This is a genomic window from Thermobispora bispora DSM 43833 (assembly GCF_000092645.1).
GTDB lineage: Bacteria > Actinomycetota > Actinomycetes > Streptosporangiales > Streptosporangiaceae > Thermobispora > Thermobispora bispora.
Map to the genome: position 1 here is coordinate 2,271,557 of NC_014165.1, position 24,809 is coordinate 2,296,365.

At 72.2% G+C, this 24,809-nt stretch carries 22 protein-coding genes; 7 read left to right on the forward strand and 15 right to left on the reverse strand.

Annotated elements, in window-relative coordinates:
- Window positions 1–94: 94 nt before the first annotated feature.
- From TBIS_RS09710 to TBIS_RS09770, 13 genes are all read right to left on the reverse strand, one after another.
- Window positions 95–1,693 (reverse strand): ABC-F family ATP-binding cassette domain-containing protein, encoded by a 1,599-nt coding sequence (locus tag TBIS_RS09710; RefSeq protein WP_013132206.1) that lies wholly within the window; start codon window positions 1,691–1,693, stop codon window positions 95–97.
- A gap of 198 nt (window positions 1,694–1,891) precedes the next feature.
- On the reverse strand, window positions 1,892–2,542 hold the full coding sequence (locus TBIS_RS09715; protein WP_013132207.1) for an acVLRF1 family peptidyl-tRNA hydrolase: 651 nt from the start codon (window positions 2,540–2,542) through the stop codon (window positions 1,892–1,894).
- A gap of 220 nt (window positions 2,543–2,762) precedes the next feature.
- The gene (gene hisG / locus TBIS_RS09720) at window positions 2,763–3,608 is read right to left on the reverse strand and encodes an ATP phosphoribosyltransferase (protein ID WP_013132208.1); all 846 of its coding nucleotides are present in this window, start codon (window positions 3,606–3,608) and stop codon (window positions 2,763–2,765) included.
- Window positions 3,609–3,674: 66 nt separating this feature from the next.
- The gene (locus TBIS_RS09725) at window positions 3,675–3,938 is read right to left on the reverse strand and encodes a phosphoribosyl-ATP diphosphatase (protein ID WP_013132209.1); all 264 of its coding nucleotides are present in this window, start codon (window positions 3,936–3,938) and stop codon (window positions 3,675–3,677) included.
- Between the two features lie 156 nt (window positions 3,939–4,094).
- On the reverse strand, window positions 4,095–5,087 hold the full coding sequence (locus TBIS_RS09730) for an acetylxylan esterase (RefSeq protein WP_277397005.1): 993 nt from the start codon (window positions 5,085–5,087) through the stop codon (window positions 4,095–4,097).
- Window positions 5,088–6,097: 1,010 nt separating this feature from the next.
- Complete coding sequence (locus tag TBIS_RS09735) at window positions 6,098–6,466, reverse strand: metal-sulfur cluster assembly factor (protein WP_241019653.1); 369 nt, start codon at window positions 6,464–6,466, stop codon at window positions 6,098–6,100.
- 38 nt (window positions 6,467–6,504) lie between these two features.
- Complete coding sequence (gene sufU / locus TBIS_RS09740; RefSeq protein ID WP_013132212.1) at window positions 6,505–6,942, reverse strand: Fe-S cluster assembly sulfur transfer protein SufU; 438 nt, start codon at window positions 6,940–6,942, stop codon at window positions 6,505–6,507.
- A gap of 3 nt (window positions 6,943–6,945) precedes the next feature.
- On the reverse strand, window positions 6,946–8,211 hold the full coding sequence (locus TBIS_RS09745; RefSeq protein ID WP_013132213.1) for a cysteine desulfurase: 1,266 nt from the start codon (window positions 8,209–8,211) through the stop codon (window positions 6,946–6,948).
- Window positions 8,211–8,960 carry a Fe-S cluster assembly ATPase SufC gene (gene sufC, locus TBIS_RS09750; protein ID WP_013132214.1) on the reverse strand — a complete coding sequence of 250 codons (750 nt, stop codon included), beginning with the start codon at window positions 8,958–8,960 and terminating at the stop codon, window positions 8,211–8,213. Before sufC ends, TBIS_RS09745 begins: the two co-directional genes overlap by 1 nt.
- Window positions 8,961–8,965: 5 nt before the next feature.
- A complete protein-coding gene (locus tag TBIS_RS09755) occupies window positions 8,966–9,295 on the reverse strand; it encodes a non-heme iron oxygenase ferredoxin subunit (RefSeq protein ID WP_013132215.1) in 330 nt (109 codons plus the stop codon).
- Window positions 9,292–10,410 (reverse strand): Fe-S cluster assembly protein SufD, encoded by a 1,119-nt coding sequence (gene sufD, locus TBIS_RS09760; protein WP_013132216.1) that lies wholly within the window; start codon window positions 10,408–10,410, stop codon window positions 9,292–9,294. Before sufD ends, TBIS_RS09755 begins: the two co-directional genes overlap by 4 nt.
- Window positions 10,410–11,822, reverse strand: coding sequence for a Fe-S cluster assembly protein SufB (gene sufB, locus TBIS_RS09765; protein WP_013132217.1), 1,413 nt, complete (start codon window positions 11,820–11,822; stop codon window positions 10,410–10,412). The genes sufD and sufB overlap by 1 nt, the downstream gene beginning before the upstream one ends.
- An 11-nt stretch (window positions 11,823–11,833) precedes the next feature.
- Window positions 11,834–12,598, reverse strand: a complete 765-nt coding sequence (locus TBIS_RS09770; protein ID WP_013132218.1) for a helix-turn-helix transcriptional regulator — start codon at window positions 12,596–12,598, stop codon at window positions 11,834–11,836.
- 377 nt (window positions 12,599–12,975) lie between these two features.
- On the opposite strand from TBIS_RS09770, the gene TBIS_RS09775 reads away from it, so the two are divergent.
- The 4 genes from TBIS_RS09775 (at window position 12,976) to TBIS_RS09790 (ending at window position 16,744) form a co-directional block, all read left to right on the forward strand.
- Entirely contained in the window at window positions 12,976–13,902 is a 927-nt protein-coding gene (locus tag TBIS_RS09775) for an ABC transporter ATP-binding protein (RefSeq protein WP_013132219.1), read from the forward strand.
- 26 nt (window positions 13,903–13,928) lie between these two features.
- Entirely contained in the window at window positions 13,929–14,690 is a 762-nt protein-coding gene (locus TBIS_RS09780) for an ABC transporter permease (RefSeq protein WP_041432144.1), read from the forward strand.
- A 119-nt stretch (window positions 14,691–14,809) separates the two neighbouring features.
- Window positions 14,810–15,706 carry an EamA family transporter gene (locus TBIS_RS09785; protein ID WP_013132221.1) on the forward strand — a complete coding sequence of 299 codons (897 nt, stop codon included), beginning with the start codon at window positions 14,810–14,812 and terminating at the stop codon, window positions 15,704–15,706.
- Window positions 15,707–15,757: 51 nt separating this feature from the next.
- The gene (locus TBIS_RS09790; RefSeq protein WP_013132222.1) at window positions 15,758–16,744 is read left to right on the forward strand and encodes a COX15/CtaA family protein; all 987 of its coding nucleotides are present in this window, start codon (window positions 15,758–15,760) and stop codon (window positions 16,742–16,744) included.
- Window positions 16,745–16,964: 220 nt separating this feature from the next.
- On the opposite strand, the gene TBIS_RS09795 is transcribed toward TBIS_RS09790, so the two are convergent.
- Together TBIS_RS09795 and TBIS_RS09800 are read right to left on the reverse strand one after the other, a co-directional pair.
- The gene (locus TBIS_RS09795; protein ID WP_013132223.1) at window positions 16,965–18,443 is read right to left on the reverse strand and encodes a PrsW family intramembrane metalloprotease; all 1,479 of its coding nucleotides are present in this window, start codon (window positions 18,441–18,443) and stop codon (window positions 16,965–16,967) included.
- Window positions 18,444–18,668: 225 nt separating this feature from the next.
- Window positions 18,669–19,622 carry a heme o synthase gene (locus TBIS_RS09800; RefSeq protein ID WP_013132224.1) on the reverse strand — a complete coding sequence of 318 codons (954 nt, stop codon included), beginning with the start codon at window positions 19,620–19,622 and terminating at the stop codon, window positions 18,669–18,671.
- A 339-nt stretch (window positions 19,623–19,961) separates the two neighbouring features.
- On the opposite strand from TBIS_RS09800, the gene tkt reads away from it, so the two are divergent.
- Genes tkt through TBIS_RS09815 form a run of 3 tightly spaced genes read left to right on the forward strand, consistent with a single transcriptional unit; the run spans window position 19,962 to window position 24,779 of the window.
- A complete protein-coding gene (tkt, locus tag TBIS_RS09805; protein ID WP_420883179.1) occupies window positions 19,962–21,998 on the forward strand; it encodes a transketolase in 2,037 nt (678 codons plus the stop codon).
- A 24-nt stretch (window positions 21,999–22,022) separates the two neighbouring features.
- Window positions 22,023–23,129: a transaldolase gene (gene tal / locus TBIS_RS09810; RefSeq protein WP_013132226.1), complete on the forward strand. Its 1,107-nt coding sequence runs from the start codon at window positions 22,023–22,025 to the stop codon at window positions 23,127–23,129.
- 6 nt (window positions 23,130–23,135) lie between these two features.
- On the forward strand, window positions 23,136–24,779 hold the full coding sequence (locus tag TBIS_RS09815; RefSeq protein ID WP_013132227.1) for a glucose-6-phosphate isomerase: 1,644 nt from the start codon (window positions 23,136–23,138) through the stop codon (window positions 24,777–24,779).
- Window positions 24,780–24,809 lie beyond the last annotated feature (30 nt).

Consider the following 24,809-nt stretch of genomic DNA (forward strand, 5'->3'; position numbering starts at 1 on the left):
GACTTCCGCAGCGTTACTTACGCCATGATCAGTCATTTCCGCTGGATCGGCTACCTCCTCGGCCGGAAAGGATCGTCAGCTGCTCGAAATAAGATCATGCGAGCGCCACCAGATCGGAAAATTCGTCATTCCATACATCTTCGACGCCGTCTGGCAACAAAATCACCCTATCCGGCCTGAGCGCCTCGACGGCACCCTCATCGTGTGTGACTAGGACAATCGCCCCGGTGTATCGCCGGAGTGCAGCCAGGATCTGCTCACGCGAGGCCGGGTCGAGGTTGTTCGTCGGCTCGTCCAGCAGGAGGACGTTGGCGCTGGAGAGGACCAGCATGGCGAGCGCCAGCCGGGCCTTCTCCCCGCCGGAGAGCACCCCGGCGGGTTTGTCCACGTCATCCCCGCTGAACAGGAAGGAGCCGAGCACGGTCCGCAGCTCCCCGTCGGCCAGGGCCGGCCCGGCCGCGCGCATGTGCTCGAGCACGGTGCGCTCCGGATCGAGCGTCTCGTGCTCCTGCGCGTAGTAGCCGAGCTTGAGGCCGTGGCCGCGGATCACCTCCCCCGCGTCCGGGCGCTCCAGGCCGGCGAGCAGCCGGAGCAGGGTGGTCTTCCCCGCGCCGTTGAGGCCGAGGACCACGATCCGGGAGCCGCGGTCCACGGCGAGGTCGACGCCGGTGAAGACCTCGAGCGATCCGTACGACTTGGACAGGCCGCGGGCCGCCAGCGGGACCTTGCCACAGGGCGCGGGATCGGGGAGACGCAGCCTGGCGACCCGATCGGGGCGGCGCTCGGGCTCGACGGAGGCGAGGAGCCGCCGCGCACGGCGCTCCATGTCGTGCGCGGCCTTCGCCTTTGAGGCCTTCGCCCGCATCCGGTCGGCCTGCGCGAGCAGCGCGGACGCCTGCCGTTCGGCGTTGATCCGCTCACGCCTGCGGCGCCGCTCGTCCGCCTCGCGCTGGGCCAGGTACGCCTTCCACCCCACGTTGTAGACGTCGATCAGACAGCGGTTCGCGTCCAGGTGGAAGATGCGGTTTACCGTTGCTTCAAGAAGTTTAACGTCGTGGCTGATGAGGACCAATCCGCCCTGATAGGAACGTAAAAAATCCCGAAGCCACCAAATTGAGTCTGAATCGAGATGGTTTGTCGGCTCGTCGAGCAGGAGAGTATCGGCTCGACCGAACAGAATTCGGGCGAGTTCCACCCGCCGGCGCTGTCCCCCGGAAAGCGTGCCGAGCGGCTGCCCGAGAACGCGATCGGGCAGCCCCAGGCTCGAGGCGATCGTCGCCGCCTCCGCCTCCGCCGCGTAGCCGCCGAGCGCGTGCAGGCGGTCCTCCAGCCGCGCGTAGGCCCGCAGCGCCCGGTCCCGGACCCGGGCGTCGTCCGCGGCCATGCCCTCCTCGGCCTCGCGCAGCTCGCGCAGCACCCGGTCCAGCCCGCGCGCGGAGAGGATGCGGTCCCGGGCGGTGACCGACAGATCGACGGCGCGCGGGTCCTGCGGCAGGTAGCCGATGCTCCCGGTCACCGTGACCGTTCCGGCGGCCGGGACGCCCTCCCCGGCGAGGACCTTCATGAGCGTGGTCTTCCCGGCGCCGTTCCGGCCGACCAGCCCGATCTTGTCGCCCGGGTTCACCCGGAAGGACGCGCCCTCGACGAGCAGGCGGAAACCCGCGCGCAATTCCACCCCAGTTGCTATGATCATGATGAAAAAAGGACTCCCGGGAACAAATAGCACAAGATCGACTAGGGCGGACAATCATCCGGGAGCGCGCATAGCGGACATTGTAGGACTCCTGTGGCCATGACCGGCGTCGTCCGGCGCGACGGCGGGGGACGCCGGTGGCCCGGCGGCCGTGCCACACGGCCCGGGCCCGCACTCCATCCGGCGTGGTCCGCACGATCAGGGATCGATGAGGCGGATCCGGACGCACCGGAACAGGCCGGGCGCCGACTCCAGCACGGACCGCCGGGGATCAGGGACCGCCAGGAACGGCTCGGTCTCCCGGGCGAACACCCCGGCGAGCCGCCGGTCCTCCCGGAGCGCGCCCACCGCGCGCCGGTCCCCGCCGAGGACCACGGCCTCCAGCTCCGCCTCGTACGGCACGAGCACCTGGCAGGCGGCCTCTGCGGCGGCGCGGAGCGCCTCGGCGGCCTGCTTCTCCCTCCGCCGGGCGAACCGCTGCTGCGACCAGCCACCGGCCGCGCTGCGGCCGTGCACGGGGCGCGAGCCGACCTTGGACGCGATCAGCCGCTCCCCGGTGAACACCCCGGCCGCGAAACCGCCGAGCCGGACGAGCAGCACCCCGACGGTCCGCTCCCGGCCCGCATGCGCGATCAGCTCCGCCACGGGGTCGCCGGCCTCGCCGAGCGGCGGGAACGGCACCCGGCACTCGGCCACCGCCCCGTCCTCCGCCTCCAGCCGCACGCTCTCCGGCGTGGCGCTCACCCGGATGGGGCCGTGCCGTTCGGTGAAGCCCTCGACCCAGCGCCGGAGCCGTTCGGGCGCGACCGAGACCCACCTGCCTCCGCCTGCCGCGGGCCGTACCGTCATGGCAGAGCACCATAGTGCCGGTCGCCGGAGACCGGCATCGGAATTTCCGGCGGCGCCCCTGGGAGCGCCGGAGGGCCCGTCACCGGGCCGCCGCGGCGGCCGCGGCCCGCGCCGGGCGCCCGGCCCCGGCACGGCCCTCGTGCGGCACCGGGCGCCGGTGGACGGCCCTCCCGGGCGGCCGGCCCGCACGCGGCCGGCCCGGACCCGCCGCGGATCCGGCTCACAGGCGGCAGGCGTAGATGGCCGTGACGAGGATGGCCCGCGCGCCGATCTCGTACAGCCGGTCCATCACCTGCTGGTGGTCCTTGCGGGGGACCATGGCCCGGACCGCGACCCAGCCCTCGCGGTGCAGCGGGGAGACCGTCGGCCCCTCCATCCCGGGAGTGATCTTGATGGCCGCCTCGACCCGCTCGACCCGGATGTCGTAGTCGATCATGACGTACTCCCGGGCCACCCGGACGCCCTGGAGGCGGCGGATGAGCTGCTCGAACCCGTTGGTCTCCGGGACGCCGGCGCGCTTGATCAGCACCGCCTCGGAGTGGGCGATCGGCTCGCCGAACACCTCGAGGCCGACGTTCCGCAGGGTCGTGCCCGTCTCGACCACGTCGGCGATCGCGTCGGCCACGCCGAGCCGGATCGCGGTCTCCACCGCGCCGTCGAGCTTGATGATCCGGGCGTCGACCCCCTGGTCGGCGAGGTACTTGCCGAGGAGCCCGGCGTACGAGGTGGCGATGCGCCGCCCGGAGAGGTCGGCCACGCTCGTGAACGCGCCCGGGGTGGAGGCGAACCGGAAGGTCGACCGCCCGAACCCCAGCGGCATGACCTCCTCGGCCGGCGCACCGGAGTCGATCAGCATGTCGCGCCCGGTGATCCCGGCGTCGAGCGTCCCCTCACCCACGTAGACGGCGATGTCCCGGGGACGGAGGAAGAACAGCTCGCAGGAGTTCTCCCGGTCGACGACGACCAGCTCCTTGCTGTCCTTCCGCTGCCGGTATCCGGCCTCCCGGAGCATGGTCTGCGCCGGCTCGGCGAGCGCGCCCTTGTTGGGAACGGCGAGACGCAGCATGTGGTGGTGCAACCTTCCGAAGTCGATGGGACGGGACGGACGCGAGGAAGCCGCGGCGGACCGCGGCTACAGATGCTTGTAGACGTCCTCCAGCCCCAGTCCGCGGGCGAGCATGAGCACCTGAGCGTGGTAGAGCAGCTGCGAGATCTCCTCGGCCGCCCGGTCGGCCGACTCGTGCTCGGCCGCCATCCAGGCCTCGGCCGCCTCCTCCACGACCTTCTTGCCGATGGCATGGACGCCCGCGTCCAGAAGGGCGACGGTCCCTGACCCCTCCGGGCGGGTGCGTGCCTTCTCCGCCAGCTCGGCGAACAGCTCTTCGAAGGTCTTCATGGTCTCTCTCGGCTCGTCGGGTGGGCACCCTCAGGGTAGCGGTCGGCGCGCCCCATCAAGCGTATCCGGGCCGCGCGGGGCACCGGGCACGGCCGCGCGGACCGGGGCGGCCGCGCCCCGCAGGGCGGGAGGACGGGGCGCGGCCGGACGCCTCGATCAGCCGAGGACCTTGCGGGCGAGCCGCACGTTCTCCAGCTCCTGGTGCACGTCTCCGCCCTCGTGGCCGTTGAACTCCCACACGGAGATGTCCTTCGGGCCCGCGTAGTGGTTGTAGGCGGCGAACACGGTGGACGGCGGGGTGATGCCGTCGCGGAGGGCGACGGAGAAGTGCGCGGGGGTGCGGGCGCGGACCGCGAAGTTCATCCCGTCGACGTAGTCGATCGTGGCGAACACCTCCTCGGCCCGGGTGCGGTGGATCGCGCAGAACCGGCCGAGCTCGCCGTACGGGTCCTCATCGGTGATCTCGACAGCCCGGCGGACGTGGCAGAGGAACGGCACGTTGATGAAGGCGTAGGCGAGATCGGGGACGAGCGCGGACACGGCGAGCGCCATGCCGCCGCCCTGGCTGATGCCGGCCACGATGATCCGCTCGGGGTCGACCGCGGGGTGGGAGCGGGCCGCCTCGACCGCGCGGACCGCGTCCGTGTACAGGCGGCGGTAGTAGTAGTTCTCCGGGTCGAACACGCCCTGGGTGAGCTTGCCCGGCGTCTCCGGGCCGCTCCCGGGTGCGGGATCGGGCGTGTCGCCCACCCGCCAGCCGCCGCCCTGGCCGCGGCTGTCCATGACGAACGTCGCGAAGCCGGCGGCCGGCCAGAGCAGCCACTCGTGCGGCAGGCCGCGCCCCCCGTTGTAGCCGACGTACTGCACCACGCACGGCAGCGGCCCGGAGCGCCCGGCGGGCTTCAGCAACCAGCCCTTGATCGGGTGGCCGCCGAATCCGGCGAAGGTGACGTCGAACACCTCGACCAGCTCGAAATCGCTCTCATAGGGCTCGAAGCGCGCGTTCAGCTCGTGCGCCCGCGCCTCACCGAGCGTGCGCTCCCAGAAGGCGTCGAAGTCCTGGGGCTCATGCCGCTCGGGCAGGTATTCGCGCAGCTGGTCGAGGGGCATGTCGATGAACACGGGCGCCTCCACTAGGTCGATCGGCACGGCCCGGCCGTCCGGCCGGGCGGTCTCCTGAGCCGGTCGCCTCGCACAATAGCCCCTAGATCACCGGTAAACCACGGTATTTCAGGCGGTAAAGCTTGATGTTTCAGGAAATCTCTGTAGGAATCAGAGGAAACCGGGCCATGGCGGCGCGCCGGCGCACGCCGGGCCGCCGTGCCGGGCGACAGCCATGGGCCGCAGCCAGGCGCACAGGGGGTCGCACGGTATCCATGCCCTGGCGTGCCCGCGGTCCGGCGCAGCGCCCCGTCGCGCACAGGGTCGCCCGGCACCCGTGACCAGAGCAGCCGTCCGGCGCGCGCATCGGCGCACGGCGGATCGCCACGCCCGCGGAGGACCCGGCTTGACGCCCGGTACGGCTTCCGCCCATCCGGCAGCATGGGCACACGGTGGAACGCCGTACGAAGCCGCCCTGCCGAGGCTCACGACCTGGTACCTGCCGCGCTCAGATCAGCGCACACCGGATCCCAACGCCCGCGGAGCACCCGGCCCCGACGCCATGGCCTGCGCCCACCAGGCAAGCGCGGCACACGGCGGAACGCCGTCCGACCTCGTGTTGCCCAGCATCACGGCCTGGACCTGCCGGCGCCGCGCATGGCGCCACGGCGCAGTCCGGAGCTCTGGAGCTCGCGTCCGCAGGGCACGGCGGACCGCCGATGAGGGCCCGTCTACCGTCACCACGCCGGGCCGTGCTCCGGGCGGGCCGCACGCATCGATGGCGGCGCCGCGCGACCGCCAGGGACGCCACCGAGCAGCCACAGGCTCCGGGCCCGGCGCGTGACGGCACGGTGGGCACCGGGTCGGTCCCCCGCCCCCGGCACCGCTCGAGCGTGCGGCAGCGCCGTACCGGTGGTGTCCGGCCACCGAGCGCCGGGCTCGGCCGGAGCCGGACGACCGGCGATCGCCGCCGGCCGTGCGCTGTCACGGGAGCCTGGCCCGCGCGCGGTCTGCCGCGCGCCTCCCGGCCGCCGGGGACCGCCGCGCCGTGGCCGCGCTCAGACGTTGAAGCCGAGCATGCGGAGCTGCTCGCGGCCCTCTTCAGTGATCTTGTCCGGGCCCCAGGGCGGCAGCCACACCCAGTTGATCGTGACGCTCGACAGCACGTCGGCGAGCGCGGACGCGGCCTGGTCCTCGATCACGTCGGTGAGCGGGCACGCCGCGCTCGTCAGGGTCATGTCGATGGTCGCGGCCGGCAGCTCGCCCTCCCCGGCCGGTTCGAGCTTCACGCCGTAGACCAGCCCGAGGTCGACCACGTTGATCCCGAGCTCGGGGTCGACGACGTCCTTGAGCGCCTCCATGACGTCGTCGACCGTGATCTCCTTATTCGGGCGCGCCCCGGCCGGGGTCTCCGTCGGCTTGCTCACCGCGCCTCCTTCCCGCTCCACAGCCGCGCCGTCGGGGTTCACCCCTGGCTCCTGATCACCGCGTCCTTGTACGCCATCCAGGCGAGCAGGGCGCACTTGACCCGGGCCGGGAACTTGGCGACGCCGGCGAACGCCACCGCGTCCCCCAGCACCGCCTCGTTGGGCTCCACCTGCCCCCGGCCCTGCAGGAGCCGGGTGAACTCGTCGACCACGGCGAGCGACTCCTCCACGGTCGACCCGGTGGCGAGCTCGTGCAGCATGGACGCCGCCGCCTGGCTGATCGAGCAGCCCTGGCTCTCGTACGACACGTCGAGCACCTTGCCGCCGTCCCCGAGCTTCACCCGCAGGGTGACCTCGTCCCCGCAGGTGGGGTTGACGTGGTGCACCTCGGCGTCGTAGGGCTCGCGCAGGCCCCGGCCCTGGGGATTCTTGTAGTGCTCCAGGATCAGCTCCTGGTACATGGATTCAACGATCATCGTTCAGCCGAACACCTTCTGCACGTGGTGGAGGCCTCGGACCAGCGCGTCGATCTCGTCCGTCGTGTTGTACAGGTAGAACGACGCCCTCGTGGTCGCGGGAATTCCGAACCGCAGGTGGAGGGGGCGTGCGCAGTGGTGGCCAACCCGTACGGCGATGCCGTGCGCGTCGTCGAGGATCTGCCCCACGTCGTGCGGGTGGATCCCCTCCAGGGTGAAGGAGATCGTACCGCCCCGCGCCTCCGGGGTGCGCGGGCCGATGATCCGCAGGCCGGGGACCTCCTGGAGCGCGTCGAGCGCGTACCGGACCAGCGACGCCTCGTGCGCCTTGATCTGGTCCATGCCGATCGACTCGAGGTAGTCCACGGCCGCGCCGAGGCCGATCGCCTCGACGATCGGCGGGGTCCCGGCCTCGAACTTGTGCGGCACCGGCGCGTAGGTCGAGCGGTCCATCCAGACCGCCTCGATCATCTCCCCGCCCCCGAGGAACGGCGGCATGGCGTCGAGCAGCTCGCGCCGTCCCCAGAGCACGCCGATGCCGGAGGGGCCGACCATCTTGTGCCCGGTGAAGGCCACGAAGTCGACGCCGAGCTCGGCCACGTCGATGGGCTGGTGGGGCACCGACTGCGAGGCGTCGAGCGCCATCAGCGCGCCGACCTCCCGGGCCCGCGCGAGGATGGGCGCCACCGGGTTGACCGTGCCCAGCACGTTCGACTGGTGCACGATCGACACGATCTTCGTGCGCTCGTTCACCAGCTCGCCGAGGCCGCTGAGGTCGAGGCGGCCCTCGTCGGTGACCGGGAACCACCGCAGCGTGGCGCCGGTCCGCTGCGCGAGCAGCTGCCAGGGCACGATGTTGGAGTGGTGCTCCATCTCGGAGATGACGATCTCGTCACCCGGGCCGAGGCGGAACCGCTCGTCGGCGCAGACGGGGTTGCCGAACGAGTACGCGATGAGGTTGAGCGCCTCCGAGGCGTTCTTCGTGAAGATCACCTCGTCGCGCGACGGCGCGCCGATGAACCGGGCGATCTTGTCCCGCGCGTTCTCGTACGCCTCCGTGGACTCGCTGCCCAGCGTGTGCAGCGCGCGGCCGACGTTCCCGTAGTGCCAGGTCAGGTGATCGCGCATCGTCTCGATCACCTGGGTGGGCTTCTGGGAGGAGTTGGCGGAGTCGAGGTAGATCAGCGGCCGTCCGCCGGGCAGCTCGCGGGAGAGGATCGGGAAGTCCTTCCTGATCCTCTCCACATCGAAGCTCGCTGCAGTCGTCATCAGACGGACGCCGCCTTCACGTACGCCTCGTAGCCCTCGGCCTCGAGCTTCTCGGCGAGCTCGGGCCCGCCCTCCTCGACGATCCGGCCGCCGGCGAAGACGTGCACGAAGTCCGGGGCGACGTACCGCAGGATGCGGGTGTAGTGGGTGATGAGCAGCACCCCGGTGTCGCCGCGCGACCGGAACCGGTTGATCCCGCCGGACACCACGCGGAGCGCGTCGATGTCGAGGCCGGAGTCGGTCTCGTCGAGGATGGCGACCTTCGGGTTGATCAGCTCGAGCTGCAGGATCTCGTGGCGCTTCTTCTCCCCGCCGGAGAAGCCCTCGTTGACGTTGCGCTGGGCGAAGGACGGGTCGATGGCGAGCGCCTCCATCTTCGACCGCAGCTCGTTGCGGAAGTCGCGCAGCTTCGGCGCCTCACCGCGGATCGCGGTGATCGCGGAGCGCAGGAAGTTGGAGACGCTGACCCCGGGGACCTCGACGGGGTACTGCATGGCGAGGAACAGGCCCGCCCGGGCGCGCTCGTCCACGGACATCGCGAGCAGGTCCTCGCCGTCGAGCAGGACCTCGCCCTTGGTGACGGTGTACTTGGGGTGACCCGCGAGGGCGTAGGCGAGGGTGGACTTGCCCGAGCCGTTCGGCCCCATGATGGCGTGGGTCTCGCCCCCGCGGACGGTCAGGTCGACCCCGCGGAGAATCTCCTTGTCGCCAACTGCGACGTGCAGATCACGGATCTCAAGGGTGGGCACGTGTATTACTCCTTCGAGAGCGAGACGTACACGTCATCGCCGTCGATCTTCACTCGGTAAACGGGCACCGGCTTGGTGGCCGGCGGTCCGGTGGGCTTGCCGGTCCGCAGGTCGAAGCACGAACCGTGCAGCCAGCACTCCAGCGAGGAGTCGTAGACATCTCCCTCGCTGAGCCGTACCTCGGCGTGCGAGCAGACGTCGTGGAGCGCGAACACCTCGTCGCCGAGGCGCACCAGGGCCACCGGGACGTCCTGCACCTCGACGCCGATCACCCCGCCGTCCGGGATGTCGCCGACCGTGCAGACCTTCTCCCAGTTCTCGGCCGTGTCCGTCATCGCTCCAGCTCCGCTTCCACGGTGGCCAGCACGCGCTCCCGCACCTCCGGCACCTCGATGTTCTCGATCAGCTCGGCGAAGAACCCGTGGACCACGAGGCGGCGCGCCTCCTGGTAGGGGATCCCGCGGGACTGGAGGTAGAAGAGGTGCTCCTCGTCGAGGCGCCCGGAGGCCGACGCGTGGCCGGCTCCCACGACCTCGCCGGTGAGGATCTCCAGGTTCGGCACCGAGTCGGCGCGCGCGCCGTCGGTGAGGATCAGGTTCCGGTTGAGCTCGTAGGTGTCCGTTCCGGTGGCCTCGGTCCGGATGATCACATCGCCCACCCAGACCGCGTGGGCGCCCTCGCCCTGCAGCGCGCCCTTGTACGTCACCCGGCTGCGGCAGTCGGGGACGGAGTGGTCGACGAGCAGGCGGTGCTCCAGGTGCTGGCCGGCGTCCACGTAGTACAGGCCGAGCAGCTCGGCGTCGCCGCCGGGGGCGGTGAACCCGACCGAGGGCGAGAGCCGTACCAGGTCGCCGCCGACGGTCACCACGAACGACCGGAACGTCGCGTCCTTGCCGAGCCTGGCGTGGTGGTGGGCGACGTGCACCGCGGTGTCGTCCCAGTCCTGCAGGCTCACCACCCGCAGGGTGGCGCCCTCGCCGATGTCGAACTCGACGTTGTCGGCGTAGACCCCGCCACCGCGGTGGTCGAGGATCACGGTCGCCTCGGCCATGGGCTCGAGCACGACCACGGTGTGGCCGAAGCCGACGCCGCCGGTCCCGCGCACGTTGATCGTGGTGGGCCGGGAGGCGGCGGCCTCCCGGGGCACCGTGAGCACCGTGGCCGTCTCGAAGGACGCGTACGCCTGCGCGCTCACCCGGTCGGTGGGCGTGTACGCACGGCCGATCCTGGGGTCGTCGCGCTTCACCGTCTCCACCCGCACCTCGGGGGCGGCGTCCACCTCGACGGTCACGCCGCCGGTGAGGGCGGCGCTGCCGTCGTGGAGCCCCTTCAGCCGGGTGAGCGGGGTGAACCGCCACGCCTCCTCCCGGCCGGTCGGGACCGGGAAGTCGGCGACGTCATAGGACGAGAACTCGTGGAGCGTCGAGAGCGGCTTCGTCTCCACCCCCATCAGCCGACGGCTCCTTCCATCTGCAGCTCGATCAGCCGGTTCAGCTCCAGCGCGTACTCCATGGGGAGCTCACGGGCGATCGGCTCGACGAAACCGCGCACGATCATCGCCATGGCCTCGTCCTCGCTCAGGCCGCGGCTCATCAGGTAGAAGAGCTGGTCCTCGGAGACCTTGGAGACCGTGGCCTCGTGGCCCATGGACACGTCGTCCTCGCGGACGTCCACGTACGGGTAGGTGTCCGAGCGGCTGATCTGGTCGACGAGCAGGGCGTCGCACTTGACCGTGGAGGCCGACCCGGCCGCGCCCTCGGCCACCTGCACCAGCCCGCGGTAGGAGGTGCGGCCGCCCCCGCGCGCCACGGACTTGGAGACGATCGTCGAGGAGGTCTTCGGGGCGAGGTGCACCATCTTGGCGCCCGCGTCCTGGTGCTGGCCGGGGCCGGCGAAGGCCACCGACAGGGTCTCGCCCTTGGCGTGCTCGCCCATGAGGTAGACGGCCGGGTACTTCATCGTGACCTTGGACCCGATGTTGCCGTCCACCCACTCCATGGTCGCGCCCTCGTACGCCACGGCGCGCTTGGTGACGAGGTTGTAGACGTTGGTCGACCAGTTCTGGATGGTGGTGTACCGGCAGCGGGCGTTCTTCTTGACGATGATCTCGACGACGGCCGCGTGGAGCGAGTCGGTCGAGTAGATCGGCGCGGTGCAGCCCTCGACGTAGTGGACGTAGGAGTTCTCGTCCACGATGATCAGGGTCCGCTCGAACTGGCCCATGTTCTCGGTGTTGATCCGGAAGTAGGCCTGGAGCGGGATCTCCACGTGGACGTTCGGCGGCACGTAGATGAAGGAGCCGCCCGACCACACGGCCGTGTTGAGCGCGGCGAACTTGTTGTCACCGACCGGGATCACCGTGCCGAAGTACTCCTTGAACAGGTCCTCGTGCTCCTTGAGGCCCGTGTCGGTGTCAACGAAGATCACGCCCTTGCGCTCGAGGTCCTCGCGGATCTTGTGGTAGACGACCTCGGACTCGTACTGGGCGGCGACCCCGGCGATCAGCCGCTTCTTCTCCGCCTCGGGGATGCCGAGCTTGTCGTAGGTCCGCTTGATCTCCGGGGGAAGCTCGTCCCAGGACGTGGCCTGCTTCTCCGTCGGGCGGACGTAGTACTTGATGTTGTCGAAGTCGATGTCGGAGAGGTCGGCGCCCCAGGTGGGCAGCGGCTTGCGCTCGAACAGCCGCAGGCCCTTCAGGCGCAGCTCGAGCATCCACTCCGGCTCGTTCTTGATCGCCGAGATATTGCGGACGACCTCCTCCGACAGCCCACGCGGGGCCGTCGCGCCGGCCAGGTCGGTATCGGCCCAGCCGAATCTGTACGTCCCGAGGCCTTCCAGCTCCGGGCGGTCGGTGACAGTCACCTTCCGGACTCCTAGCTCGTCGATGTGCTCGATGGGTGGGTGCGCGCCCGCCGCGCGGCGAGCGCGAGGGAGCTCACGTGCGTGGTGCAGACCCCGTCGCCGTTGGCGATCGTGGCCAGCCGCTGCACCGGCGCGCCGAGCACCTGGGCGAACGCCTCGGTCTCGGCCTCGCAGAGCTGCGGGAACTCCGCCGCCACGTGCGCCACCGGGCAGTGGTGCTGGCACAGCTGCTGGCCCCCGGTGCGCGTCGTGCTCGCCGACGCAACGTACCCTTCAGCCGACAGCGCCTCGGCCAGGACGCGCACCCGCTGCTCGGCCGGCACGCCGCGCATCACCTCCGTGAGCCGCCCGACCAGGCCGCTCACCTGCTCCCTGGCGAACTCCGAGATCGCCTCCTCGCCGAGACGCTTGGCGAGGAAGCGCAGCGCGCTCCCGGCCAGGTCGTCGTAGGCGTGCTCGAAGGCGCTGCGGCCGGCGTCCGTGATGGCGAACAGCTTGGCCGGCCTGCCCCGGCCCCGTCGGCCGCGCTGCCGTGCCGTACGCGGCTCGATGAGCCCATCGGCGAGCAGCGCGTCGAGGTGGCGGCGCACCGCGGCCGGCGTCAGCCCGAGGCGCTCCCCGAGCGCGGCCGCGGTCACCGGACCGTGCTCCAGGATCAACCGGGCGACCCGGGCCCTGGTGCCGCGTTCCGCCATGATCTCCCAGTGCACGGGCGACCGCGCGGGCCGTGTCGCCACGGCCTTCTCGGTGTTCGTCCTCCCGGGCACGTATTTCACAACATGAGTGTGCCGTAATTCCTTCCCCCGGCACAAACCCGCTGCACCCGGCCCCACGTGCGGTTATCACTTAGGGTAGCCTTACCTAACCTGATCATCCCGTGGCGCCCCGGGAGGCAACGGACGTCCCGGGAGAGAGACGCGCACCCGGTCCTCGGCGGAGATCACCCGCACCCCGGCCGAGCCCGGTCCGGCCGACGCCCCGGTCATCCGGCGCGGCGCGCCCGGATCCCTGCTCGGCGGACCGCCGTACGGCCTGGGGCAGCCGGCCGCCGGTGTGACCGCCCCCGGGCACTTCCTAGACTCGAAGCCGAGCGATGACCACCCGGCGGGCGCGCCTCCACTGTGCGCCCCGCCCCGGAGGGGAGGCCGGTGCCGTGCATTCCGTCGACAGCGCCCCGGCGGCCGCCGTCGAAATCCGGGACCTCGTCAAGCGGTACGGGCGCAAGACCGCGGTCGACGGCCTGACCCTGACCTGCCGCAGCGGCGAGGTCACCGCGATCCTCGGGCCGAACGGCGCCGGGAAGACCACCACGATCGAGATCTGCGAGGGGTTCCGCCGCCCCGACGGCGGGCTGGTCCGGGTCCTCGGCCGCGACCCGGCCGATCCCTCGCTCAAGGCGCGGGTCGGGGTGATGCTCCAGGCCGGCGGCGTTCCCCCGGCCGTGCGGGCCGGTGAGTGGCTGCGCGTGCTCTCCCGGTTCTACGCGCACCCGCTCCCCCCGGACGACCTGCTCGAGCTCCTCGGCCTCCGCGAGCACGCCCGCACGCCGTTCCGCCGGCTCTCCGGCGGGCAGCAGCAGCGCCTCTCCCTCGCCGCCGCGGTGATCGGCCGCCCCGAGCTGGTCTTCCTCGACGAGCCCACGGCCGGGCTCGACCCGCAGGCGCGGCACGCCTGCTGGAACGTGATCACCGGGCTCCGGGACGCCGGGGTCTCGGTGGTGCTCACCACCCACCAGATGGACGAGGCGGAGCGGCTCGCCGACCACGTGGTGATCATCGATCGCGGCCGGGTGGTGGCCGAGGGCACCCCGGCCGAGCTCACCGGCGCCGAGCGCCAGCTCCGGTTCCGCGCCCGCCCGGGGCTCAACCTCGACGAGCTGCTCACCGCGCTCCCCCCGGGCAGCACGGCCAAGGAGTCCCCGGCCGGCCACTACATCATCGAGGGCCAGGTCGGGCCGCAGCTCCTCGCGACCGTCACCGCCTGGTGCGCGGCCGAGGGGGTCACCACGGAGGACCTGCGCATCGAGCGCCGTACCCTGGAGGACGTCTTTCTCGAGCTCACCGGCAGGGAGCTGCGGTGAGCCGGTCCGGTAACGGGGACGGCAGGATGACGATCGACTTCACCCCCAGGCCGGGAGCCGCCCCGCTCCCCCGCATGGTCGCGGCGCAGGCGGGCGCGGAGATCCGGGCCATGCTGCGCAACGGCGAGCAGCTGCTGCTCCTGTTGATCATCCCGGTGCTGCTGCTCGCCGGGTTCTCGCTCGCCCCTCTCATCGAGGTCGAGGGGAGCAGGATCGGCTTCGTCACCCCCGGCGTGCTCGCGCTCGCCGTGATGTCCACCGCGTTCACCGGCCAGGCCATCGCCACCGGCTACGAGCGGCGGTACGGCGTGCTCAAGCGCCTGGGCGCCACCCCGCTCTCCCGCCCCGGCCTGCTGCTCGCCAAGACCTGCGCCATCGTCGCCGTGGAGCTGCTGCAGATCGCCGTGGTCTGCGCGGTGGCCCTCGGCCTCGGCTGGTCCCCGGCGGGCAACCCGCTCTGGCTGGTCCCGCTGGTCCTGCTCGGCACCGCCGCGTTCAGCGGGCTCGGCCTGCTGATGGCCGGCACGCTCCGGGCCGAGGCGACCCTCGCCGCGGCCAACCTCGTCTACCTGGTGCTGCTCGGGCTCGGCGGCGTGGTGTTCCCGATCAGCCGCTTCCCCGCGGCGATGCAGCCCGTCCTCGAGCTGCTGCCCATCACCGCGCTCACCGGCGGCATGCGCGCGGTGCTCGCCGACGGCGGGGCCGTCCCGGCCGGGCCGCTGCTCGTCCTGCTCGGCTGGGCCGTGGTGAGCCTCGCCGCCGCCGCCCGGACCTTCCGCTGGGAGTGACCGGGCCTCCCCCGGTGGACGCCCGCCCGCCATGGCCCGGGCCCGCCGCACCCGCGCCCGCGCCCATGTGGCACCGTTGACCCGTCGACCCATCGGTCCGATCCCCAGGAGCCAGCCGCGTGGCAGCCGAACCACTACCCCAGCCCGCCCAGCCGTACCCGGCCCGCGCCCGCGAGACCGCCGCGCTCCGCGCGGTGCCCCCGCCGGTCCTGATCCTGCTCGCCGTCTTCTCGGTCCAGCTCGGCGCCGGGATCGCCAAGCACCTGTTCGCCCAGCTGCCGCCGGACGGGGTGGTCTTCCTCCGCGTCGCGACCGGCGCGCTCATCCTCGCCGCGGTGGCCCGGCCGCGGCTGCGCGGGCTCAGCCGGTCGGACCTCGCCGTGGGCGTCGCCTTCGGGCTGAGCCTCGGCCTGATGAACTGGTCGATCTACCAGGCCCTCGCCCGGCTGCCGCTGGGGATCGCGGTCGCCGTGGAGTTCATCGGGCCGCTCGCCCTCGCCGTGGTGGGCTCCCGGCGCCGGCTCGACCTGCTGTGGGTCGTGCTCGCGGGCACCGGGGTGGCCCTGCTCGCCCCCTGGGACCAGGGGGTCACGAGCTGGTCGGGCATCGGGTTCGCCGCGCTCGCCGGCGCGTTCTGGGCCGCGTACATCGTGCTCTCCGCGGCGACCGGCGCCCGGTTCCCCGGCAGCGGCGGCCTCTCCTTCGCCATGATCGTCGCCGCGATCACGCTCATGCCGCTCGGCGTCGCCTCCGGCGGGAGTGACCTGCTCCGGCCCGAGCTGCTCCTCCTCGGCGCCGGGGTGGGCCTGCTCTCCTCCGTCATCCCGTACACCCTGGAGCTGGAGGCGCTGCGCCGCATCTCCAAGCGCGTCTTCGGCATCCTCATGAGCCTCGAGCCCGCGGTCGCCGCGCTCGTCGGCCTGGTGGTCCTCGGCGAGGTGCTCAACGCCCGGGAGTGGGCGGCGATCGGCTGCGTGATCGTCGCCTCGATCGGCGCCACCCGCTCCGAGAAGTGAGGCGGGCATCACGCCGGGCCGCCGGAGGGAGCACCCCTCCCCGCGCCTACGATGAAGCTCGTGAACCGCCTCCCTGACCAGCTCCGCGAACTCCATGACTCATATTGGCGCCCCACCACGGAGAGCCTCCGGCGGTGGGCCCTGGCGGCGATCGCGGTCAACGCGCTGATCACGGTGACCGGCGCCGCCGTCCGGGTCACCGGGTCCGGCCTCGGCTGCCCCACCTGGCCGAAGTGCACCCCGGACAGCTTCATCCCGGCGCCCGAGCACTCGACCGTCCACACCGCGATCGAATTCGGCAACCGGCTGCTCACCTTCGTCCTGCTCGCCATCGCGGTGGGGTGCGTGATCGCCGCGCACCGGCTCGGCCGGGACGGTGCGCCCCGCCCGTCCCTCGTCCGGCTCGCCTGGCTGCAGCCCATCGGCATCGTCGCGCAGGCCGTGTGGGGCGGCATCGTGGTCCTCACCGAGCTCGACCCGTTGACGGTCGGCGTGCACTTCCTCCTCTCCACGGCGATGATCGCCGCGTCGGTCGCGCTGTACGTGCGGTGCGGGGAGAGCGACGGCCGGGTGCGCAGCGTCGTGCACAAGGACATCCGCACCCTCGGCTTCGTGGTGGCCGCCTCGGTGCTCGCCCTGCTCGTCGCCGGGGTGGTGGTCACCGGAACCGGGCCGCACGCCGGCGACGAGATCGCCAGCCGGCTCGACCTCGACCTCGAGGCCGTGGTGCGCCTGCACACCAACTTCGCCTACATCACGGCCGGGCTGACCTTCGCCCTCCTCTTCGCCCTGCACGTCACCGACGCCCCGTCCCGCCCCCGGCGGCTGGCCCTCCTCCTGCTCGGCCTCGAGTTCGCCCAGGGCGCGATCGGTTACGCCCAGTGGTTCAGCGGGGTCCCTGCGGGCCTCGTCATCCTGCACGTGCTCGGCTCGACCCTGATCTGGCTCGCCACGCTCTTCCTCGTGTACGCGCTGCGCTCGCGGGAGGCGGTGGCGGACGCCCCGCCGGTCGACGAGCTCCGGCAGGTCAGCGCCTGAGCCTCCGGCGGTTCAGCGTCCGGGCGTCACCCGGGCCGTCTGAGCGTCATCCGGGCCCATCGCCGTGCGGCGCCGCCGCGCCGGGCCGCGGCCGTGTCCCCTCGGGGCACGTTCCCCGCGGTACGGCCGGCGGCCGCCCTGGCGGTGGGCCCGTTCCGTTCCATCGCCGATCCCCCGGCGCCCGATGACCCGGGCCGCTCACCTGGCGGACGGGACCCGGTCAGCGGCCCGGCGGGGTCCACCCCGGCCCGCCGTACCGGCCCTGCGGCGGGACGCCCGGGGACCCGCCCGGGTTCCGCCACCCGCCGGGGTCGCCGGGCGGGTTGCCCGGCGGCGGGCCGGGCGGGTTCCACTGGGCCGGCGGCTGGTGCGGTGAGCCCGGCTGCGGCCGGTGCGGGTTGGGAGGCTGCCCGGGGCCGTGCCCCGGTGGGGCGCCCGCGGACCACCCGGAGGCGGCACCCGGCGCATGGCCCGGGTACGGCGGCCCGCCCGGCGCAGGCCCCGGCGGGCCGCCCGCGGGCGGGGCGAAGCCGCCCCCGGAGGCACCGGGGTGCGGCGGCCGCCCCGGCGGAGAGCCGGACGGGACGCCGAAGGCCGGGCCGGATCCGCCCCACATGCCGCCGGACCGGCCGGGGGCCGGGAGGGCGGCGCGCGCGTGGGCCATGGCCTCGATCAGGGAGCGCTGCTGGGCATGGAAGGACGCCTCGTCGATCGCGCCCCGGGCCGCGCGGGCGTGGAGCAGCCCCAGCTCCGTGGCGGCGACCTGGAAGTCGCTCATCGCCCGGGCCGCGGCGCGGCCGCCGTGGAGCCGCGCCCACGCGCGGGCGTCCCGCCGGCGCTGCAGGGAGGAGAGCATGGCGATGTCCGCCTGGCCGATCACGCCGATCCGCTCGTAGGGCGGCAGGTAGTACTGGAGCAGGCCGACCATCCGCCGCCGGTCCGCGAAGATCACGATGATCTCGATGACGAGCAGGATCATCAGGAGCACGTAGGCGATCGCCAGCCCGCCGAGGCCGAACGAGGAGGCGAAGCCGTTCCAGACGCCGTGCAGCACCATCGCGCCCGCCCAGCCCGCGGCGATCGCCGCGTACCCGCGGGCCCCGCGGTGCAGCGCGGCGTACGCCACCGACATCCCGATCAGGGAGGTGAAGAGCGGGTGGGCGAGCGGGGAGAGGATGCCGCGCACCGCCACCGTGGCCGCGAGCGCCTCGGGCTGGCCGTGGGTGAGCTGGGCGAGGTAGTAGCCGACGTTCTCCGACATGGCGAAGCCCAGGCCCACCATGCTCGCGTACATGATCCCGTCGGTGGGCCCGTCGAGCTCCTGCCGCCGGAACCGCAGCAGCCCGAGGAGCACCAGCCCCTTGAGGGTCTCCTCGACCGGGGGCGCCCCGAACGTGGCGACCAGGGCGCGGGCGTCCTCGGCGTCGCCGATGTGGCGCGTGACCAGGATCAGGTTGAACGTGTTGAGCAGGCCGGCGAAGAGCACCGCGACGCCGGCGCCCCAGGCGAACGCGAAGATCAGCTGGGCGCGCGGCTCCGGCTCCAGGCGGTCGAGCGCGAGCACGAGGGCCAGCAGCAGCGGGACCGGCGCCACCGCGAGGCCGAGCGCGATCGCGAAGTGCACCGGGTCGCCGTTGAGGATGTCGATGGAGAACGACACCAGGGCGCAGATCCCGGCCGCGATCAGACCGCCGATCACACCGGCCGATGGGCGTTCCTTCAGAATCGAACGAGGATCATGGCTCGCCACTGGGTGAATCTAACCGAATTCCCGGGTCACTATCCCACTCTTGCTTGATAACGATCCGTCACCGGGCCGGCCGGCACGGCGGACCGGGCCGGCGGCCCGTGGTGGCCCGTGGCGGCCGGGACCGCCGGCCGGGGCACGCCCCGCCCGGATCCGCCCACCGCCCCGGGCGCGCGATCAGACGAGGAGCGAGTCGATCGCCACCGCCAGGAAGAGCAGCGCGAGGTAGACGTTGGACCAGTGGAAGAACCGCATCGGGCGGAGTTCGATCCCGGTCTTGCCCGCCTTGAGCTTCGCGTACATCCGGTAGACCTCGGCCAGGCAGACGGCCCCCAGCACGGCCGCGACCACGGGGTAGAACGCGGTCGTGCCGGCGACCGGCCACAGCAGCAGCGAGCACAGCACGGTCGCCCAGGTGTAGGCCGCGATCTCCAGCACCACCCGCCGCTCGCTCGCCACCACGGGCAGCATCGGCACCGAGGCGGTCGCGTAGTCCTCGCGGTACCGCATGGCGAGGGTCCAGGTGTGCGGCGGCGTCCAGAAGAAGACGACGCCGAAGAGGACCAGCGGCTCCCAGGAGAGCGAGCCGGTGATCCCCGCCCAGCCGATCAGCACCGGCATGCAGCCCGCGATCCCGCCCCAGACGATGTTCTGCGGGGTGCGCCGCTTGAGGTACATCGAGTAGACGAAGACGTAGAAGAGGATCGCGCTCAGCGTGAGGGCGGCGGCCAGCGCGTTCACCGTGACGGCGAGCCCGGCGACGGAGACGATCCCCAGCACCACCCCGTAGATCAGCGCGGCGCGGTCGGAGACCTCGTGCTTGGGCAGCGGGCGGCGGCGGGTGCGCCGCATGGCGCTGTCGATGTCCCGGTCGACGTAGCAGTTGAGCACGTTCGCGCTGCCCGCCGACAGGGTGCCGAACACCATGGTGGCGCACGACGTCCACAGGTCCGGCAGCCCGCGCGCCGCGAGGAACATCGTCGGCAGTGTCGTGATCAGCAGGAGCTCGATGATCCGGGGCTTGGTGAGCGCGACGTAGGCCCGCAGGACCTGCGCCACCGAACGGCGACCGGCGCGGTCGGCCGCCGCCCCCGGGGCGATCATCGCCTGCTTGTTCGTCAGCACCGTCACGGCGCTTCCATCGTTCGCGGGGTCAAGGCGTAACCTCTGACTTGGAGCGGATCTCCGGGCAGGGCCGCCTCCAGGGTGGAGGCTTTCGATTGCGGAACCACTCTAGCCGCCGGGAACGCCGGTCCTTGCACCGGGGCCGAGCCGTACCGCGCGCCCGCCGTACGCGAACGGAAACCTGGCTTACTCACCGGTAAGGCTATTGAACCGTTAGGGTCCTTGTGGGCGGGAACATGCACCCTGCGGCGCCAGAGAACAGAGGGGATCGAGCAGTTGAGCAGCTCTAGCCTGGAATGGAGTGACCTCGATCGGCGGGCGGTCGACATCGTGCGGGCCCTCGCCATGGACGCGGTGGAACGGGCGGGCTCGGGGCACCCGGGCACCGCGATGAGCCTGGCTCCCGCCGCATACCTTCTGTTCCAGCGGGTCCTCCGCCACGATCCCTCCGATCCCACCTGGGTGGGAAGGGACCGTTTCGTTCTGTCGTGCGGCCACACCAGCCTCACGCTCTACATCCAGCTCTACCTCTCCGGGTACGGCCTCACCCTCGACGACCTGAAGGCGTTCCGCCAGTGGGGCAGCCGCACCCCGGGCCACCCGGAGTACGGCCACACCGCCGGCGTCGAGACCACCACCGGCCCCCTCGGCCAGGGCATCGGCAACGCGGTCGGCATGGCGATGGCCGCCCGCCGCGAGCGCGGGCTCTTCGACCCGGACGCCGCCCCCGGCGAGTCGCCCTTCGACCACATGATCTGGTGCTTCGCCTCTGAGGGTGACATCGAGGAGGGCATCAGCCACGAGGTGAGCGCGCTCGCCGGCCACCAGAAGCTCGGCAACCTCTGCGTCGTCTTCGACGCCAACCAGATCTCGATCGAGGACGACACCCGGATCGCGCTCTCCGAGGACATCCTCAAGCGGTACGAGGCGTACGGCTGGCATGTGATCAACGTCGAGTGGACGCGGGACGACGGTGAGTACGTCGAGGACGTCCACGCGCTGTACGAGGCGCTGCAGGCGGCCCGCGCGGAGACGGAGCGGCCCACGTTCATCCGGCTCCGCACGATCATCGGGTGGCCTGCCCCGAACAAGAAGAACACCGGGAAGATCCACGGCGCGGCGCTCGGCCCGGAGGAGGTCGCGGCGACCAAGCGGATCCTCGGCCTCGATCCGGAGAAGGAGTTCTACGTCCCCGGCGACGTGCTCGAGCACGCCCGTGACGTGGTGCGCCGCAACCGCCTGCTCCGGGCCGAGTGGGACGAGCGGTTCCAGAAGTGGCGGGCGGCCAACCCCGAGCGCGCCGAGCTGTTCGACCGGATCTCCCGGCGCGAGCTCCCGGAGGGCTGGCACAAGGTTCTGCCCGCCTTCGAGCCCGGGTCGTCGATCGCGACCCGGAAGGCCTCCGGCGAGGTGCTCAACGCGCTCGCCCCGGTCCTGCCCGAGCTGTGGGGCGGCTCGGCCGACCTCGCCGAGTCGAACAACACCACGATGAAGGGCGAGCCGTCCTTCATCCCCGAGGAGCACCAGACCAAGGAGTTCCCCGGCCACAAGTACGGCAGGACGCTCCACTTCGGGGTGCGCGAGCACGGCATGGGCGCGATCCTCAACGGGATCGCGCTGCACAACGGCACCCGGCCGTACGGCGGCACCTTCCTCGTGTTCAGCGACTACATGCGCCCGTCGGTCCGGCTGGCCGCGATGATGAAGCTCCCGGTCATCTACGTGTGGACGCATGACTCGATCGGGCTCGGCGAGGACGGCCCGACCCACCAGCCGGTCGAGCACCTGTGGTCGCTGCGCGCCATCCCCGGGCTCGACGTGGTGCGCCCGGCCGACGCCAACGAGACCGCGGCGGCGTGGCGGGCCATCCTCGAGCACAACGACCGGCCGGCCGCGCTCTGCCTCACCCGGCAGAACGTGCCGGTGTTCGCGGAGACCGCGGACCCGGGTCACGTGGCCCGCGGCGGGTACATCCTCCAGGAGGCGTCGACCGGCCAGCCCGCCGTGCTGATCATCGCCACGGGGAGCGAGGTGCAGCTCGCGGTGGCGGCGCGCGAGACGCTGGAGGCGCAGGGCATCCCGACCCGGGTCGTGTCGATGCCGTGCGTCGAGTGGTTCAAGGCCCAGGACCTGGCCTACCAGCAGACCGTGCTCCCGCCGTCGGTGCGGGCCCGGGTCGCGGTCGAGGCCGGGGTGACTTTCGGCTGGCGTGAGTTCGTGGGCGATGCCGGGGAAGTCCTTGGATTGGACCACTTCGGCGCCTCCGCGCCCTACAAGACGGTGTTCGAGCAGTTCGGCCTCACCCCCGACCGCGTCGTGGCCGCGGCGAAGGCGAGCCTGGCCAGGACCGGCGCCGACAAGGGCGAGACGACCGGCAACTGACCACCCGGAGGCTGAGGACCACCCATGAGCCAAAACCTGAAGCGCCTCGTGAAGGCCGGAGTCTCCATCTGGCTCGACGACATCAGCCGGGAGCGGCTGCGCAGCGGCAACCTCGCCGTCCTGATGCGCGAGCGGCAGGTCACCGGCGTCACCTCAAATCCGACGATCTTCGCCGCGGCGCTGAGCAAGGGCGACGCCTACCGCGACCAGATCCGCGACCTCGCCGTGCGCGGGATCGGCCCGGAGGAGGCCGCCCGGGCGATCACGACGTACGACATCCGCTGGGCGGCCGACGTGCTGCGGCCGGTCTACGACGCCACGCAGGGCATCGACGGCCGGGTCTCGATCGAGGTGGACCCGCGGCTCGCCCGCAACCCGGAGGCGACCATCGCCGAGGCCCGGATGCTCTGGTGGACGATCGACCGCCCCAACCTGCTCATCAAGATCCCGGCGACCCAGGAGGGGCTGAGCGCGATCACCCAGGCCATCTCGGAGGGGATCAGCGTCAACGTCACGCTGATCTTCTCGCTCGAGCGGTACCGCCAGGTCATCGACGCGTGGATGACCGGGCTGGAGCGGGCCGCCGCCGCCGGGTACAACCTCGCCGCCATCGACTCGGTCGCCTCGTTCTTCGTCAGCCGGGTGGACACCGAGATCGACCGCCGCCTCGAGCAGATCGGCACCCCGGAGGCGCTCGAGCTGCGCGGCAAGGCCGCGGTGGCCAACGCGCGTCTCGCGTACCACGCCTTCGAGGAGGCGATGAACTCCCCGCGGTGGCAGGCGCTGCGCGCGGCCGGCGCCCGCCCACAGCGGCCGCTGTGGGCGTCGACCGGGGTGAAGAACCCCGCCTACCCCGACACGCTCTACGTCGAGCAGCTCGTGACGGCGGGGGTGGTGAACACGATGCCGGAGAAGACCCTGGAGGCGGTCGCGAGCCACGGCAAGATCTCGGGTGACACGATCCGCCCCTTCTACCAGCACGCCTGGGACGTGATGGCCTCCCTCAAGGAGGCCGGGATCGACTACGACGACGTCGTCCGGGTGCTGGAGGAGGAGGGCGTCGCGAAGTTCGAGGCGTCGTGGACCGAGCTGCTGGAGACGATCGAAGCCGAGCTCAGGAAGGCGGCCTGAGGGCAGATGACCATTGAGGTGAGCCTGGGTGCCTCGGCCGAGGCGGCCCAGGAGGTGAAGGAGAGACTCGTCGCCGAGGGGGTACCGGCCGCGCTCACCGCGGGCGACCCGGCGCTGTGGGGGCCCGACGCCGAGGCCGAGGCGTCGATCCGGCTCGGCTGGCTGAACCTCCACGAGACCAGCCGGGAGCTCCTCCCGCGGCTCACCGAGCTCGCGGAGCGGGTCCGGGCCGGCGGGATCGACACGATCGTGCTCGCCGGGATGGGCGGCTCGTCGCTCGCCCCGGAGGTGATCTGCGCCACCGCCGACGTGCCGCTCACCGTGCTCGACACCACCGACCCGCACCAGGTGCGGCGCGCGCTCGGCCCCGGTGACGGCTCGGCCGACGTGCTCCGGCGGACGCTCGTGGTGGTGGCGAGCAAGAGCGGCACCACGATCGAGACCGACAGCCACCGCCGGATCTACGAGAAGGCGTTCGAGAACGCCGGGCTCGACCCGGCCGAGCACATCGTGGTGGTGACCGACCCGGGCTCGCCGCTCCACCGGCTCGCCGAGGAGTCCCGCTACGAGGTCGTGCTCGCCGACCCGAACGTGGGCGGGCGGTACAGCGCGCTGAGCGCGTTCGGCCTGGTGCCGAGCGCGCTCGCCGGCGCGGACGTGGCCCGCCTGCTGGACGAGGCGGCGCAGGTGCGGCCGCTGCTCGCCCAGAACGAGGGCAACCCCGGCCTGGAGCTCGGCGCGCTGCTCGGCGCGGAGGCGCTCCGCGGCCGGGACAAGCTGATCCTGCGCGACGAGCCGTCGGAGATCACCAGCCTGCCCGACTGGATCGAGCAGCTCATCGCCGAGTCGACCGGCAAGGACGGCAAGGGCATCCTGCCCGTGGTGGGCGCCGACGCCGCGGAGGCGTCCGACCAGTACCAGGTGACGATCGGCCCGGAGGCCGGGGCGTTCGTCGACGGGCCGCTCGGCGCCCAGTTCCTCGTGTGGGAGTACGCGACGGCGATCGCCGGGCGGGTGATCGGGATCGACCCGTTCAACCAGCCGAACGTGGCCGAGTCCAAGGAGAACACCGCGCGCCTGCTCAAGGAGGCGGGGGACGGCCCGCTCCCCACCGGCCGGCCGATCCTCGTCGACGGGCCGGTGGAGGTCTACGGCGACGTGCCCGGCCACCCGAAGGACCTGGCCGACGTGCTGACCTGGCTGCTGAAGTCGCTCCCGCCCCAGGGGTACCTCGCGATCATGGCCTACCTCGACCGGGAGGCCGCGTTCGACGCGGCCGCCGTCGGGGAGGCCTCGTTCGAGGAGACCGCGGAGGCCTGGGCGGCGGCCGACATCGCCACGCTCCGCGGGCTGCTCGACCACCGGACCGACCGGCCGGTCACCTTCGGCTGGGGGCCGCGCTTCCTCCACTCCACCGGGCAGTACCACAAGGGCGGGCCGCAGAACGGGGTCTTCCTGCAGATCACCGGGGCGGTCACCGACGACATCGAGGTGCCGGGGAAGCCGTACACCCTGGGCCGGCTGCAGCTCGCCCAGGCGCTGGGCGACCTGCGGGCGCTCACCTCCCGGGGCCGGCCGGCGGTGCGCCTGCACCTGACCGACCGGGTCGCCGGGGTCCGGCACGTGCTGTCCGCCGCCAAGGAACTCTGACCGATCCGGGTGCCCTGCGGTGCCACACGG

Coding starts and splice junctions, on each gene's coding strand:
- TBIS_RS09790 (WP_013132222.1), top strand. CDS start 15,758: ATGAAGCTCGTGAACCGCCTCCCTGACCAGCTCCGCGAACTCCATGAC.
- TBIS_RS09710 (WP_013132206.1), bottom strand. CDS start 1,693: ATGATCATAGCAACTGGGGTGGAATTGCGCGCGGGTTTCCGCCTGCTC.
- tkt (WP_420883179.1), top strand. CDS start 19,962: ATGGACGCGGTGGAACGGGCGGGCTCGGGGCACCCGGGCACCGCGATG.
- tal (WP_013132226.1), top strand. CDS start 22,023: ATGAGCCAAAACCTGAAGCGCCTCGTGAAGGCCGGAGTCTCCATCTGG.
- sufD (WP_013132216.1), bottom strand. CDS start 10,410: ATGGGGGTGGAGACGAAGCCGCTCTCGACGCTCCACGAGTTCTCGTCC.
- TBIS_RS09745 (WP_013132213.1), bottom strand. CDS start 8,211: ATGACGACTGCAGCGAGCTTCGATGTGGAGAGGATCAGGAAGGACTTC.
- hisG (WP_013132208.1), bottom strand. CDS start 3,608: ATGCTGCGTCTCGCCGTTCCCAACAAGGGCGCGCTCGCCGAGCCGGCG.
- sufU (WP_013132212.1), bottom strand. CDS start 6,942: ATGATCGTTGAATCCATGTACCAGGAGCTGATCCTGGAGCACTACAAG.
- TBIS_RS09755 (WP_013132215.1), bottom strand. CDS start 9,295: ATGACGGACACGGCCGAGAACTGGGAGAAGGTCTGCACGGTCGGCGAC.
- TBIS_RS09715 (WP_013132207.1), bottom strand. CDS start 2,542: ATGACGGTACGGCCCGCGGCAGGCGGAGGCAGGTGGGTCTCGGTCGCG.
- TBIS_RS09780 (WP_041432144.1), top strand. CDS start 13,929: ATGACGATCGACTTCACCCCCAGGCCGGGAGCCGCCCCGCTCCCCCGC.
- TBIS_RS09815 (WP_013132227.1), top strand. CDS start 23,136: ATGACCATTGAGGTGAGCCTGGGTGCCTCGGCCGAGGCGGCCCAGGAG.
- TBIS_RS09725 (WP_013132209.1), bottom strand. CDS start 3,938: ATGAAGACCTTCGAAGAGCTGTTCGCCGAGCTGGCGGAGAAGGCACGC.